The organism is Cellulophaga lytica DSM 7489, from assembly GCF_000190595.1.
In the GTDB taxonomy this organism is placed as follows: Bacteria; Bacteroidota; Bacteroidia; order Flavobacteriales; family Flavobacteriaceae; genus Cellulophaga; species Cellulophaga lytica.
Map to the genome: position 1 here is coordinate 803,126 of NC_015167.1, position 13,469 is coordinate 816,594.

Sequence of the window (13,469 nt, forward strand, 5' to 3'; positions counted from 1 at the left end):
TAACAACTAAAGTTTTATTCTAAAAAAAATAAATTCTTTACTTTTTTCTCATAAATAAAGAAATAGGAACTCCTTCAAAATTAAAATTCTCTCTTAATTTATTTTCTAAAAAGCGCTTGTACGGGTCTCTTACATATTGTGGCAAGTTACAGAAAAATGCAAACTGCGGGTAAGGAGTTGGCAATTGCGTACAAAATTTAATTTTAACAAATTTACCTTTATATGCTGGTGGAGGATTGTTTTCTATAATAGGCAACATAACATCATTAAACTTACGTGTTTGTATTTTTCTTGCTCTATTATTGTATACCTCAACAGCAGTTTCTATAGCTTTAAAAATACGTTGCTTAGTAAGTACAGATATAAAAATTATAGGCACATCTGTAAAAGGTGCTATGGCTTGCTTAATACGTGTAGTGTATTCTTTTATGGTATTTGTTTCTTTGTCCTCTACCAAATCCCACTTATTAACTAATATAACAATACCTTTATTATTACGCTGTGCTAACCAAAAAATGTTTTCTACCTGACCATCAAAACCACGAGTGGCGTCTAGCATTAAAATACAAACATCTGCGTGCTCTATTGCTCTAACAGAACGCATTACAGAATAAAATTCTAAATCTTCTTTTACTTTGGCTTTTCTACGTATACCTGCAGTATCTACCAAATTAAACTCAAAACCAAATCTGTTGTATTTTGTATCTATACTGTCTCTGGTAGTACCAGCAACATCTGTAACAATATACCTCTCTTCACCAATTAAAGCGTTTATAAAAGAAGACTTACCGGCATTTGGTCTACCAACTACAGCAAACCTTGGCAAATCATCATTTTCTGTTTCTTTTTCTGGCAATACTTTTACAACTGCATCTAATAAATCTCCGGTACCACTACCGTTAATACTAGCAATAGTAAAATAATCTCCTAAACCTAATGAATAAAATTCTACGGCATCCTCTGCTCTTTTAGCATTATCTACCTTATTAACTACTAAAAAAATAGGCTTATCTACTCTGCGTAACAACTTAGCAACATCTTCATCCATACCAGTTACACCAGACTCTACGTCTACCATAAAGACAATGGCATCTGCCTCATCTATAGCTAATTCTACTTGTTTATCAATTTCTGCTTCAAAAACATCCTCACTTCCTAATACGTACCCACCAGTGTCTATTAGAGAAAACTCAACCCCATTCCAATCACTTTTACCGTAGTGACGATCTCTTGTAACACCACTTACAGCATCTACAATTGCTTCTCTACGTTGAATTAATCTATTAAAAAAAGTGGACTTCCCTACATTTGGTCTTCCTACGATGGCAACAATAGCACTCATTCTCTTTTATTTTTTTGCAAAAGTACTATTAATATCTGAAGAAAAACAGTATCTTTTTGTTTACTATCTATTTACATAATGAAAACTTTACCCAACAACCTTGTTTTACGACCCAGATTTGTTCTAAAATTAAACTTATCTAGCTCTTCAATTTTAAATGAATTTGAACAAGCTACTAGCAACAGTATAAATTGCCAAAGGTTAGATATGCATTTGTATTTAAAAATAAAACCTAAAAACATTCATTTTTGGTCTCCTCAGCTTCATTTAGAGGTAGAAAACATTAACAAAGACAACTGCAAAATATATGGTGTTTTTGGACCAAACCCATCTCTCTGGACATTTTTTATGTTTATTCATTTTAGTGTTGCTATTGCATTTTTAGTTTTTGCTGTTTGGGGATACACCAACTGGTCTTTAAACAAATCTTACTTTTTACAGTTAACATCTGTATTTTTTATGGCTGTAATATGGGTGTCGCTCTATATTTTTGGTCGTATAGGAAAACAAAAAGGTAAGCCACAAATGAAAGAACTTTATAGCTTTATGCAGCAAACTATTAACAATTACTCCTCACAAAAAAATCCTTAACAACTACAAAAATGTAGTATTAAGGATTTAGTGTTTGTAGAATATAAATTATACTTATTTAACCTCGTAAATAGATACAGTGTTAGAAACCTCATTGGTAATTATCACTAAATTTTCTCCAGACGGACTATCATCTGCAGATACCGTTAGTAAGCCTTCAGGTGCTACATCACTACCATTAAAAATCCAGTGTACATATTCTGGTGCCGCTGGGTTACTAATATCATAAACCATTACACCACCTGTACGCTCTAAACCAACAAATAACAAGGTAGCATCTTCAATTTTTAAAGTTGCAACCGATTCTGGTTCAGCTCCTTTATCATCACTTCTACCATCTGCCTCGCCTTCATCTGCATTAAAATAAGCAGGATTAACTTCTAACGTTTTTCTTCCAATAGCATCTCCACTATCATAAACTAAAGAACCATCTGTATTCCAAATTGTAAAAGATCTTGCTCCGTAAGAATATAGCTCATCAAAATCACCATCGTTGTCTGTGTCACCATTTGCCGTAGTAATTTTAAGTCTGCCTAAATTTTCATCTAACTGAAGATCTGCTGCATTAGGAAAAACTGTAGGATCTAAAGTTACATCCTTAACACGCTCTTCTTCAGAATACCCATCATAATCTCTAGAGTCACCTTCATTAGCAGAAATAATATAACCTGCTCCGTTTATAGATGCATACGTTATAGCATCTGGCATATAAAAACCTTTTACTGGCCAGTTTTTAAAATTACCAACAATATCATCTTTATTACTAGCATCTAACATATTATCTGCTAGCATATGGTCTTTTATGCCTAAACCAAAAACCTGAGTAATACTTTTAGAGTTTAAGTTAACTACAGCTATACCATTATTTTCTTGTAAAGAAACGTAAGCAAACCTACTGTCTTTAGAAACCGCTACATACTCTGGCTCTATATCTTGTGCAACAGTTGCACCAGGACCAAATACTCTAAAATTATCACCTATGTTTTGATTGTTAAAACCAGCAAAACCTAATTGTACAACTTCATTCTTTTTTAAATCTACAACAGTTATAGACCCTTCTGGATCTACAGTATAATCATCATTTGGCTCCCCTTCATTAGCAGATATAATGTAATTACCATCTGGACTAAAAGTTACCATATCTGGTAAAGCACCAGTTGTATAGGTGTTTTCTAAAGATTGTGTATCTGTATTATAAATTGCAATTTGTCCGTTTGCTTGTTTATTAGCATTCTCTACTGCAACAGCCAACAAACCATTATAAGTAGCCACACTATTTGGTGTGCCTGTTAATGCTATAGAGTTTAATTTAGATGGCGACTCAGGAGAAGATATATCCCAAACAGATACCTCATTATTATTAGGATTTACAACAAACAGTTTTTTAGAAACCTTATCATAGGCACTAATTTCTGCAAAACCTTCATCTCCGGTTCCGTTGGTAAAACCACCTACTCTGTTAAATGTTAAGGCAGATGTGTCTATAGGAGTATCACCGCCACTGTTATCGTCTTTATCACAAGAAACAAATAGCGCAACAAATAATGCGGCGCTTAATACATATTTTTTCATTTTCTGGTTGATTATATAGTTCTCCCAAAAATGATAATGTAATATAACTTTATTGTAAACTTAAAAACAAAGAAAGGTTAGCTTTTAGCCTTTATTGTAACCAAAACGTTTTAACTGGTTATTATTAAAAATTAACACCAAAGCTAACTCCAAAAGATTTTACAGTTAATGACCTCGGAATCTCATCTGCCACACCTAACAATGGTTTTGAACCTTCTAACCGGAAAAAATTCTGTTCAAAAAATAAGTGCAATACCATATTATATGACTTTTTTTGAGAAAAAGGCACTCCTAATCCTAACCTAAAATTATTTCCTTTATTAAATTTATCGCTGTTTAAACTAAAGTTATTGGCATCAAGTAAATAAACGTATACTTCATCTTTATTTACGAAATAATACTTTAAAACTCCGCCTAGTTTTAAAAAAGAATAATTGGGTTTTAATTGTGTTTGAAAACCTCCCAAAGCACCTATACTTAGTTTTTTAAATAAAAAGTAATTTACATCTAACTGTAAACCATACGACCGGAGTAAAAAACCATCATATTCATAGTCTTCATCATAAAAGACATTTTCTGAATTTTTGTAAAAATATTCGCTTTTCCCAGGAAAAACTAAATCTACCTGAGCTGATTTTGACCATTTAGACTGGGCAAACATACTATTAATACCAAAAATTAATGGCAATATAAATAGTAATGCTTTACTGTGTATTATTCTTTTAACCCTCATAATATTATTAACCACTATAATATTACAAACGTAAGAATTTTCAACCTAAATACTAGCCTTTATTGTAACCAAAACGTTTTAACTGGTTTGCATTGCTACGCCAATTTTTATTTACTTTAACGTAAAGCTCTAAGTGTACTTGCTTGTCAAAAAACTTTTCTAAGTCTTTACGTGCCTCTACACCTACTCTTTTTAAAGCAGAACCTTTGTGACCAATAATAATACCTTTTTGCGAATCTCTTTCTACCATAATTACGGCACGCATTCTAATAATATCTTCGTCTTCAAAAAACTCTTCTGTATCTATTTCTACAGCGTAAGGAACTTCTTTTTTATAAAATTGAAGTATTTTTTCTCTAATAGTTTCGTTTACAAAAAAACGTTCTGGCTTATCTGTTAACTGGTCTTTAGGGTAGTACGCAGGAGACAGTGGCAACAGCTCTATAATTCTAAGAAAAACCTCTTTTACATTAAAGTTCATTAAGGCAGAAATTGGGTGTATTTCTGCAGTTGGCAATTGCTCTTGCCAATATTGTACTTGCTCCTCTAGTTTTTCTTGCTCAGAGGCATCAATTTTATTTAATAATAATAGTACCGGTATTTTACTATTTTTCAACTTATTAAAAAACGCTTCATCTTTTAATGCTTTTTCTCCTATTTCTACCATATAAATAAGAATATCAGCATCTTCAAAAGCAGTCTTCACAAAATCCATCATAGAACTTTGCAATTCATAAGCTGGTTTTATAATACCAGGTGTATCAGAAAGTATTACCTGAAAATCATCACCATTAACAATACCCAAAATACGGTGTCTTGTAGTTTGTGCTTTAGAGGTAATAATAGACAGTTTTTCGCCCACAAAGGCGTTCATTAAAGTAGATTTACCCACATTTGGGTTTCCTATAATATTTACAAATCCGGCTTTATGAGTCATTTTACTATTTTATCATTTAAAATGCAAAGGTACACTATTGTACGGCTTTACTATAATGCAAACCCTAAAATTAAGTATAATATAATTGTAATAATACCACCAATTAATGCATATGGTAACTGCGTATTTACGTGATCTATATGGTCACTGGCAGAAGACATTGACGATATTATAGAGGTGTCTGATATTGGTGAACAATGATCACCAAAAATACCACCACCTAAAGTTGCTGCAATTACAAGCGTTATAGGTGCTTGGTGCACCTCTGCCATTGGTATTGCTATAGCCATCATTATTGCAAATGTACCCCATGATGTACCTGTAGAAAATGCTATAAAAGAGCTAATTACAAATATTATGGCTGGTAAAAACTCTGGAGACAACCAGTCTTTAGACCATTCTGCTACAAATTTACCTGTACCCAACTCGTTACAAGCATCGCCAATTGCAAATGCCAATAACATAAGTAATGCTAATGGCATAAGCTCACTAATACCTTTTAAAACCAAGTCTATCATTTCTTTGGTTTTCATTATTTTTTGAGACCTGTACAACACCATTGCCACCAAAATAGCGGTTAATACAGCGTATAACACAGAAGAAGATCCAGAGCCTTGACCAATTGCTTTAAAAATATGGTCTGATGTTGATACAGCATCTGTAACATTACCCCAACCAGTGTACACCAAATTTATTGGCATCATAAACACCATTGTAGCCAAAGGAATAATCATATTATACGCCTTTGCTTTAATACCCTCTTTAGGTGCTAACGAAGTAACCTCACTAGATAACATAGGTTTAGAATTGTCGTTTAAAAGCTTACCTGTTTCTAGTGTTCTTTTTTCTGCTTTGGCCATAGGACCAATATCTTTTTTAGACACAATTACAATTATTACTATTGCAATGGCTAAAATGGGATAAAAATTATACGCTACAGATGATAGCATTAACCCAAACGGATTGTCTAATCCTTGTGTCACCAACAAGCCCATAATAAAAGCTCCCCAGGCATTAAAAGGGATTAATATAGATGATGGCGCAGAACTAGAATCTGCTATATACGCTAGTTTTTCTCTTGGTATTTTTAGTTTATCAAAAACTGGTCTGTACAACGTACCAACCGTTAAAGAGCTTATACTGGTTTCTACAAATAACAAAATACCTGTAAGTAATGCTAGTAACTGTACAATTACTCTGCTGTAGCCTTTTTGTTTTTTCTCGAAATACGCAATTACTTTGTTAAGCTGATTTATAAAGCCCTCTACTCCTTTTGAGTACTGAATAAATAAGAGCAACGCACCCACCAAGGCACTAAACATTATGGTTCTTGTATTCCCTTCTGACTTAAATACATTTACCATACCTTCTATGGCGCTTAAAGTACCCGTTAAAAAGTTCCAATCGTTTATAATTATCCACGAAAACCAAATACCAAAAAGCAACGCTATGTATACTTGTTTGGTACGTAATGCTAGTACAATTGCAATTATTGGAGGTAATATTGATAGCCAACCGTAATTATCCATAAAAAATAGGTTTAGTAAAGGTTTTATAAAACGTTACAAAATAGTAAGATTTTATAGAATACTAGCTGTTTTAGGCGTCAAAAAACACACTTAAAAAATGCTAAATAAATATTTTTTAGAATTATTTTGATTTTGGCTTGTTAGATAGAAAAAAGGTTGTATATTTGCAGTCCGAAATATGACAGTCAGCAGTTATGAACTGAAAGTTAAAAGCTAAGTTGTTTATTTTGGAAACGCAAATCGCGGGATAGAGCAGTAGGTAGCTCGTCGGGCTCATAACCCGAAGGTCACTGGTTCGAGTCCAGTTCCCGCTACAAAGTTTAAAAGCTTCACAGAAATGTGAAGCTTTTTTTATGCGCTAAATTTAAATAGGCACTTCTACTCTATTATTTTATTTTACACATACTTTCTATTTACACTTAAAATAGAAAAGTTACTCACCATTAATTTTATACCATTTATAAATAATTAATGCCCAATTACACATATCTGTAATTACAATAAAAAAAATAGTTTTACATTGTAAGAAAAAATTAAGCGCTAAAAATAGAAATATGCGTTTATTACACCAATATGGGTGAATAAACGCAATAAATTGCGTTTACTCACTAGTTGCCAGTAATTATGAAAGACCGACAAACAGCAGGACTATTAGCAATATTTTTAGGAACATTAGGAGTTCATAAATTTTATCTTGGACAAAACCTATATGGAATTCTATTTTTATTACTAATAATTTTATTTCCTCTTGGAACTATAATAAGTGTTATTCAGGGGATAATTTGGTTAACACAATCAGATGAAAAATTCAATGCTAAACACGGATTTTCTGATTCTAACACGACCCAAACTATTGTAGAATCATCTTCTTCTTTTATTAATTCTAACTTGGTAAAAGCAAAAAAATTCACTCAAAAGAATATTAGTAAATCATATTTAACTGGTTGCACCTGGGCATTGGCAAGTGAAACAGACAATATCCAATATATTTTTAGAGACAACAACAGTCTTCTCATATCAAAAAATGGACTTGTTGACAAAAGAACTTACGAATTGATAATTGACAACAATAGTATCCTTATTAGCGACAATGAAAAAACAGAATTGTACAATATTGTGTTAGTACAAAATGATTTTTTATTCTTAAACAAAGTTTCCGAAAATAGAATTTTGAGATTTGCAAATCAAACAAAATTCAAAGACCTACTAAAGGCGGAATTCATAAAAATGGTCAATGAAATTGAAAAAGAGTATAACAGGAAATCGACATCTAACAATGTACTATATAGCTATCGTGATGAAAACGGAGGTCGAGTTGTAACAGAAGTCGACTTGAACGACGAAACTTTGGACAAAACCACAAGAGAAAGGGCGATTTTACAAAATCAGATTAGGGAAGATTCAAATAAAAGATATAATTCAGACCCTGAATATAAAAATGCAGTTGACAATGTCATTAATAATATGGTTTCCGGGAATGTTAATCGACAAAAAGACCTTTCGTTAGATACTAAATTTTACTATATGGAAAGAGGTACTACATTTGGACCAATTACTGGGAAAAAATTAATTTCTTTAGTCAATAATCAACAGATTAATAAAAACTGCTTTGTTCGACAAGAATCTGAAAACGGCTTTGAAAAAAGAGCTTACGAAATAGTTGAATTAATAGAAAAATAACTACTGGCAACAATAGATATAAACAACTGCTATTACAGGTTTTTCGAGAGGTTTTTGCTTATTTACAAAGTACGCCAAATTTTTTATTTGGTTATATTTATAAAAGAAAATTAAACATAAAAATAAAAAATTCGGCTCGTGCTAAATCCGAAAAGTTAGTGTCTATTTAGACGCTACGTTTCATACACAAGACCGTTAACACACATTTAAAACCACTGTTGGGAAGAAAATAAAAAAGAGAATGACTAATAAGGAATATAAAGATATTGATGATTTGCTAAAATGGATGTCTAATGGTAATTTATGCGGCACAAATAAAGATTTATCTGATTTAAGAAGAAAGTCTATTAACTATTGTAAATCAATGGGGTTTATACAAGTTAGAGTAAAAAACCAATTTGAGTTAAGCAAAAAAGGATATGATGTTATAAACGCTAATGGTTTAAAAAATTACTCATATAAAAATAATGAGAATAAAAATTTAGAAACGGAACTAAAAAAGTTGCAAATAGATAATTTGAAATATGAAAAAACTATAAGAAGTCTAAAAGAACAATTATTAGTCATAAACTTAATAAAAGCCTACAAATGGTATATAGGATTCATAATAGCCATTGGGATATTTTTAGGATATTTCCTTTCGTTACTAATAAGATAATAGGTAGTACAAAAGCTACCCAAGCAAAGAAAGTTTTACATTTATCATTAATTCTAATTAAATTATTATCTCTTGCCAAAATAACAAAAGTTAAAAAACGTTTGGCAACAAAGTACTGTGGTAAAAACTCATAAACTTTAAAACAGGTTCTATGAGCTTTTTTTATGCGCTAAATTTAAGTGGGCACTTCTACTCTATAAAATAAAAAATCAATGTTTATTTTTGTTTTTAATTAAGTAAAGATAAATTTGCTTTATGGAAGACCAGTTACAGTTACTAAGACAACATTTTGAAGAAATCGTTTCTTTAACTGATGAGGAGTGGAACTTTATACAATCGCACTTTGAATTTAAAAGTCTTAAAAAACACCAATTCTTAATACAAGTGGGGCAACCTGTAGATTTTGAATATTGGATTATCAAAGGCTTGGTAAAAGCGTATTCCATAAACGAAAAAGGCAAAGAACACATTCTTCAATTTGCTATGGAAAACTATTGGGTGAGCGACCATTGTGCTTTTCAGCATCAAGAACCAGGTACTATTTTTGTAGATTGTCTTGAAGATTCTGAGTTTTTCTGTTTGTCTTTAGAGAACAGGGAAAAAATTTGTTTTGAAGTGCCTGCCGTTGCCAACTTTTTCAGAATTAAATCAAACCACGGTTACATCAATCTGCAACAAAGAATCTTGTCTTTGCTTACAATGACAGCAGAAAGTAGGTATGAGTATCTATTAAACAAACTTCCGAAATTAATACAACGCGTTCCTAAAAAATTAATAGCTTCTTATTTAGGCGTATCCAGAGAGACTTTAAGTCGTTTTAACAGCTAAAAGTGACCTAAATCACTTTTCAATATTGATGTACATCACAAAAAATCCGTGATGTATGTCCTCGCACACCCCTTTGTTTTCATAGAATTTTGTATCGAACAATTAAATACAATATACTATGAAAACTAAAACAATACAGGGCTCCCAAACGGTAGCCAAAAAGAAGAGTCTACCAGCAGCATTATGGGCATTGACCATAAGTGCATTTGCCATAGGAACAACGGAATTTGTAATTGTAGGTTTATTATCTACCGTTGCAAGTGACCTAGGCACATCATTAACGTCAGCAGGATTATTAGTTAGTCTGTACGCCATTGGTGTTGCTATTGGTGCACCCATTTTAACTGCCTTAACAGGTAAAATTCCAAGGAAACAATTACTAATGGGTATTATGTTACTATTTATAATTGGTAACGGTTTAGCAGCTATCTCACCAAGTTTTGAGTTGTTGCTATTATCTAGAGTCGTAACAGGTTTTGCTCACGGTGTATTCTTTTCTATTGGGTCCACCATTGCTGCTAGTTTGGTTCCAAAAGATAAGCGAGCAACTGCCATTTCTATAATGTTTGCAGGTCTTACTGTGGCTATTGTAACTGGTGTGCCTTTAGGAACATACATTGGTCAGAATTTTGGATGGAGAGCTACTTTTATTGGTGTTGCCCTTTTAGGATTAGTAGGTGCAATAGCTAGTTTAACTTTGGTTCCTAAAAACATCAAACAATCGGCTCCATTACGTCTTATAGACCAATTAAAAGTGATTAAGAATCCGTCTATTTTATTGGTGTTAGCCATTACTGCATTTGGTTATGGTGGTACGTTTGTCACTTTTACCTACTTAACTCCGCTGTTAGAAGAAGTAACTGGTTTCTCTTCAAATATGACTAGTGTATTCCTTTTAATTTATGGTATTGCCATAGCAATAGGAAATATTATTGGTGGTAAAGTATCTAACAATAAACCAGGCAAAGCATTATTAGTAATGTTTGCGTTACAAGCCATCGTATTGTTTGTGTTATACTTCACAGCTTCTAGTCAGAGTTTTGCTATAGTAACCTTGTTTTTTATGGGAATATTAGCCTTTTCAAACGTACCTGCATTGCAATTATACGTGGTGAAAATGGCGGAAAAACACTTACCAGGAACCGAAGATGTAGCATCTGCCTTAAACATTGCAGCTTTTAACGTCGGTATTGCTATTGGTGCCTATGTAGGCGGAATGGTTGTAGAATCGAGCTTAGGTATTGAAGCGACTCCTTGGGTAGGTGGTATTCTAGTAATTGTGGGATTCTTGTTAACCTTAGTTTTATTCAAAAAAGAAAAAATATAAATAAGGATATTTTAGGTAATGAAAAAGTAGAGGAAGACCTTATTATTGTTTTAAAAAACGATGGAGAAATAACATCTTACGACCTAGAAACTTTACACCAGAAATGGAATATTAAGTTTACAGATAGCTCTTATAATAAAATGAGGAATCAGTTTAAAATTGAAAACTCTATTTTATATGCTACTAGTACACAGAAAGAAATTATTGCGGCTAATGTAAATGATGGTAGTCATTACTGGAAAACAGAAATTGGTATGCACTCTGGCGTAGATAAGAGGTATGTAATTAGTGGTCAGCATTTACCAATACAAGGAAATTTAATTTTTTTAGCTTCTAACAACAAACAATTATACGCTTTTAACAAATATACAGGAGACAAAGTATGGAACTACAAACTACAGTTTCCTTACAATAACTATACGCCTGTTTTAAACAAAGAGAATCTTGTAATATCTAACGCGCCTTATGTGTACTCTTTTAAATCACAAACAGGACAAGCCATTTGGCAAAGAGGTTTTGGTAATACTCCTATGTATTCTTTAATGCAGATTGATGATAAAAAAGCTTACGTTGCTAACGAATATAATAAAGTATATGCTCTAAATATTGACGATATGGCGTCTATAGCTTGGGAATACCAAACCGAGGGTAAATACGCTAATATAGATAGTAACACTATACTAGACGGTGGAAATTATTATTTTGCATCTGAAACAGATAGTAAAACATTAGATGTTATTGCTTTAAATAGTGATAATGGAGAACTAATATGGAAAACTAGTTTAAACATTGAGGGTGATGATGTTAGGTACTTTAGCAAATACAATAACTATATTTTTGGTTTTACAAAAGCAGACGACAATGCTTTTTTTATGTTAAACGCTACAGATGGTAAACAGTTAAAAATAAGACAGCCTAAAGAGAAGATATTATCTAACATTTTTGTTTATAATGGTGACTTGTCATTTTTAACAAAAAACTATTTTGTAACCTACAACCTTAAAGCAAACAAGTACACTTACAAAGATATTAAGCTTAAATATGAGGTTAATGATGCTTTTAATTTATATTTTGAAATTGTAAAAGCTAATTAATTATTTACATAAACCTATTATTAAAAAAGAAAGACAGTATCATTGTTATGATACTGTCTTTCTTTTTTAGCTATTAATTCTCCTTTTATTTACGTGCAGATGGCGGAACAGATGGTCTAACCTCTACTTTGCTTGGTAAGGTTCTAGGGTTCATACGTATTAAATCTACTACCATTTGACCTATGTCTTCTGGTTGAATTTTCCAAGCATCTGCATCTGTAGGTGTGTGTCCGTTAAAATACGTAGCTACAGAACCAGGCATAATAGTAGTTACTTTAATATCATACGGTCTTAAATCTAACATAATTGCTTGTGAAAAACCAACTACACCAAATTTACTAGCGTTATATGCGGCTCCGTTTTCAAAAAAATTGGTACCTGCTAAACTAGATATTGTAAAAATGTATCCTTTAGACTTTTTAAGTGCTGGTATTGCTGCCTTAACTGTGTTAAAAACACCAGTTAAATTAATATCTATAACCGAGTTCCAGTCTTCTGCACTCATTTCATCTATAGGAGAAAACCTCCCTACTCCTGCATTTGCAATACAAAAATCTAAACCACCCCATTTGTCTACAACTTGCTGTATAGCTTTTTCTTCATCTGCTAAGTTCCTAACATCAGATTTAATAATTAAAACCTCTGCATCTCCTATTGTTTTTAAGTGTTTTTCTGTCTCAACTAAATCGTTCTGTGTTCTAGCAGTAATAGCTACACTAACTCCTTCTTTTAGCAACGCTTCTGCTATTCCTAATCCAATTCCTTTAGATCCGCCTGTTATGTATGCTGTTTTTTTCATTTTAAATTATTTATAATTATTTCTAAAATTAAGAAGAAATTCTGTTTTATTCTGTGGTATAATAATCCATAACAAAAACATCATCTATTAGCTAACCTATATTTTTTATAAGTGCTAAATGTTCTTTATGAACTAAATATACCTCTAGTGTTTTTTCATCTTTAAAAGTAAGCATAAAACTATGGGTAAACCCTTTATTTATTATAGTAACTAATAACTTAATAAATACAAAGAATTCATCAAGTTAATTTCTTTTACATTTCCCTTTATTTTAAAAATATAGTCTTTTAGAAAAGAAAAGAAACCGTTTAGAAAAATTTTTAAATACATAAGCGCAGCACTTTTACATTTGCTTTCATATACCAGTAAACCTATTTAA

General features: G+C 32.0%; 13 protein-coding genes and 1 tRNA gene. 7 read left to right on the top strand and 7 right to left on the bottom strand.

Annotated features, from left to right (window positions below; all coding sequences use genetic code 11):
• Window positions 1-37 precede the first annotated feature (37 nt).
• The gene (gene der / locus CELLY_RS03560; protein WP_013620287.1) at window positions 38-1,342 is read right to left on the bottom strand and encodes a ribosome biogenesis GTPase Der; all 1,305 of its coding nucleotides are present in this window, start codon (window positions 1,340-1,342) and stop codon (window positions 38-40) included.
• 78 nt (window positions 1,343-1,420) lie between these two features.
• On the opposite strand from der, the gene CELLY_RS03565 reads away from it, so the two are divergent.
• The gene (locus CELLY_RS03565; RefSeq protein WP_013620288.1) at window positions 1,421-1,933 is read left to right on the top strand and encodes a hypothetical protein; all 513 of its coding nucleotides are present in this window, start codon (window positions 1,421-1,423) and stop codon (window positions 1,931-1,933) included.
• Window positions 1,934-1,987: 54 nt separating this feature from the next.
• Here CELLY_RS03565 and CELLY_RS03570 read toward each other — a convergent pair whose 3' ends face one another.
• From CELLY_RS03570 to CELLY_RS03585, 4 genes are all read right to left on the bottom strand, one after another.
• Window positions 1,988-3,505, bottom strand: a complete 1,518-nt coding sequence (locus CELLY_RS03570; protein WP_013620289.1) for a choice-of-anchor I family protein — start codon at window positions 3,503-3,505, stop codon at window positions 1,988-1,990.
• 124 nt (window positions 3,506-3,629) lie between these two features.
• A complete protein-coding gene (locus tag CELLY_RS03575; protein WP_013620290.1) occupies window positions 3,630-4,238 on the bottom strand; it encodes a hypothetical protein in 609 nt (202 codons plus the stop codon).
• Between the two features lie 52 nt (window positions 4,239-4,290).
• On the bottom strand, window positions 4,291-5,175 hold the full coding sequence (gene era, locus CELLY_RS03580) for a GTPase Era (RefSeq protein WP_013620291.1): 885 nt from the start codon (window positions 5,173-5,175) through the stop codon (window positions 4,291-4,293).
• A 50-nt stretch (window positions 5,176-5,225) separates the two neighbouring features.
• Window positions 5,226-6,704: a Na+/H+ antiporter NhaC family protein gene (locus tag CELLY_RS03585; RefSeq protein WP_013620292.1), complete on the bottom strand. Its 1,479-nt coding sequence runs from the start codon at window positions 6,702-6,704 to the stop codon at window positions 5,226-5,228.
• A gap of 241 nt (window positions 6,705-6,945) precedes the next feature.
• Between CELLY_RS03585 and CELLY_RS03590 the strand changes: the two genes are divergently transcribed.
• From CELLY_RS03590 to CELLY_RS03615, 6 genes are all read left to right on the top strand, one after another.
• Window positions 6,946-7,018 (top strand) — tRNA-Met (locus CELLY_RS03590).
• A 310-nt stretch (window positions 7,019-7,328) separates the two neighbouring features.
• A complete protein-coding gene (locus tag CELLY_RS16865) occupies window positions 7,329-8,384 on the top strand; it encodes a TM2 domain-containing protein (RefSeq protein ID WP_081457527.1) in 1,056 nt (351 codons plus the stop codon).
• Window positions 8,385-8,625: 241 nt separating this feature from the next.
• On the top strand, window positions 8,626-9,042 hold the full coding sequence (locus CELLY_RS03600; RefSeq protein ID WP_013620293.1) for a hypothetical protein: 417 nt from the start codon (window positions 8,626-8,628) through the stop codon (window positions 9,040-9,042).
• Window positions 9,043-9,297: 255 nt separating this feature from the next.
• Window positions 9,298-9,870 carry a Crp/Fnr family transcriptional regulator gene (locus CELLY_RS03605; RefSeq protein WP_013620294.1) on the top strand — a complete coding sequence of 191 codons (573 nt, stop codon included), beginning with the start codon at window positions 9,298-9,300 and terminating at the stop codon, window positions 9,868-9,870.
• Between the two features lie 118 nt (window positions 9,871-9,988).
• A complete protein-coding gene (locus CELLY_RS03610) occupies window positions 9,989-11,197 on the top strand; it encodes an MFS transporter (protein ID WP_013620295.1) in 1,209 nt (402 codons plus the stop codon).
• Window positions 11,125-12,291 (top strand): outer membrane protein assembly factor BamB family protein, encoded by a 1,167-nt coding sequence (locus tag CELLY_RS03615; RefSeq protein ID WP_052306516.1) that lies wholly within the window; start codon window positions 11,125-11,127, stop codon window positions 12,289-12,291. Before CELLY_RS03610 ends, CELLY_RS03615 begins: the two co-directional genes overlap by 73 nt.
• Before the next feature lie 85 nt (window positions 12,292-12,376).
• Here CELLY_RS03615 and CELLY_RS03620 read toward each other — a convergent pair whose 3' ends face one another.
• Together CELLY_RS03620 and CELLY_RS17335 are read right to left on the bottom strand one after the other, a co-directional pair.
• Complete coding sequence (locus tag CELLY_RS03620) at window positions 12,377-13,090, bottom strand: SDR family oxidoreductase (protein ID WP_013620297.1); 714 nt, start codon at window positions 13,088-13,090, stop codon at window positions 12,377-12,379.
• 91 nt (window positions 13,091-13,181) lie between these two features.
• Window positions 13,182-13,313 carry a Dabb family protein gene (locus tag CELLY_RS17335; RefSeq protein ID WP_425304595.1) on the bottom strand — a complete coding sequence of 44 codons (132 nt, stop codon included), beginning with the start codon at window positions 13,311-13,313 and terminating at the stop codon, window positions 13,182-13,184.
• Window positions 13,314-13,469: the final 156 nt, after the last annotated feature.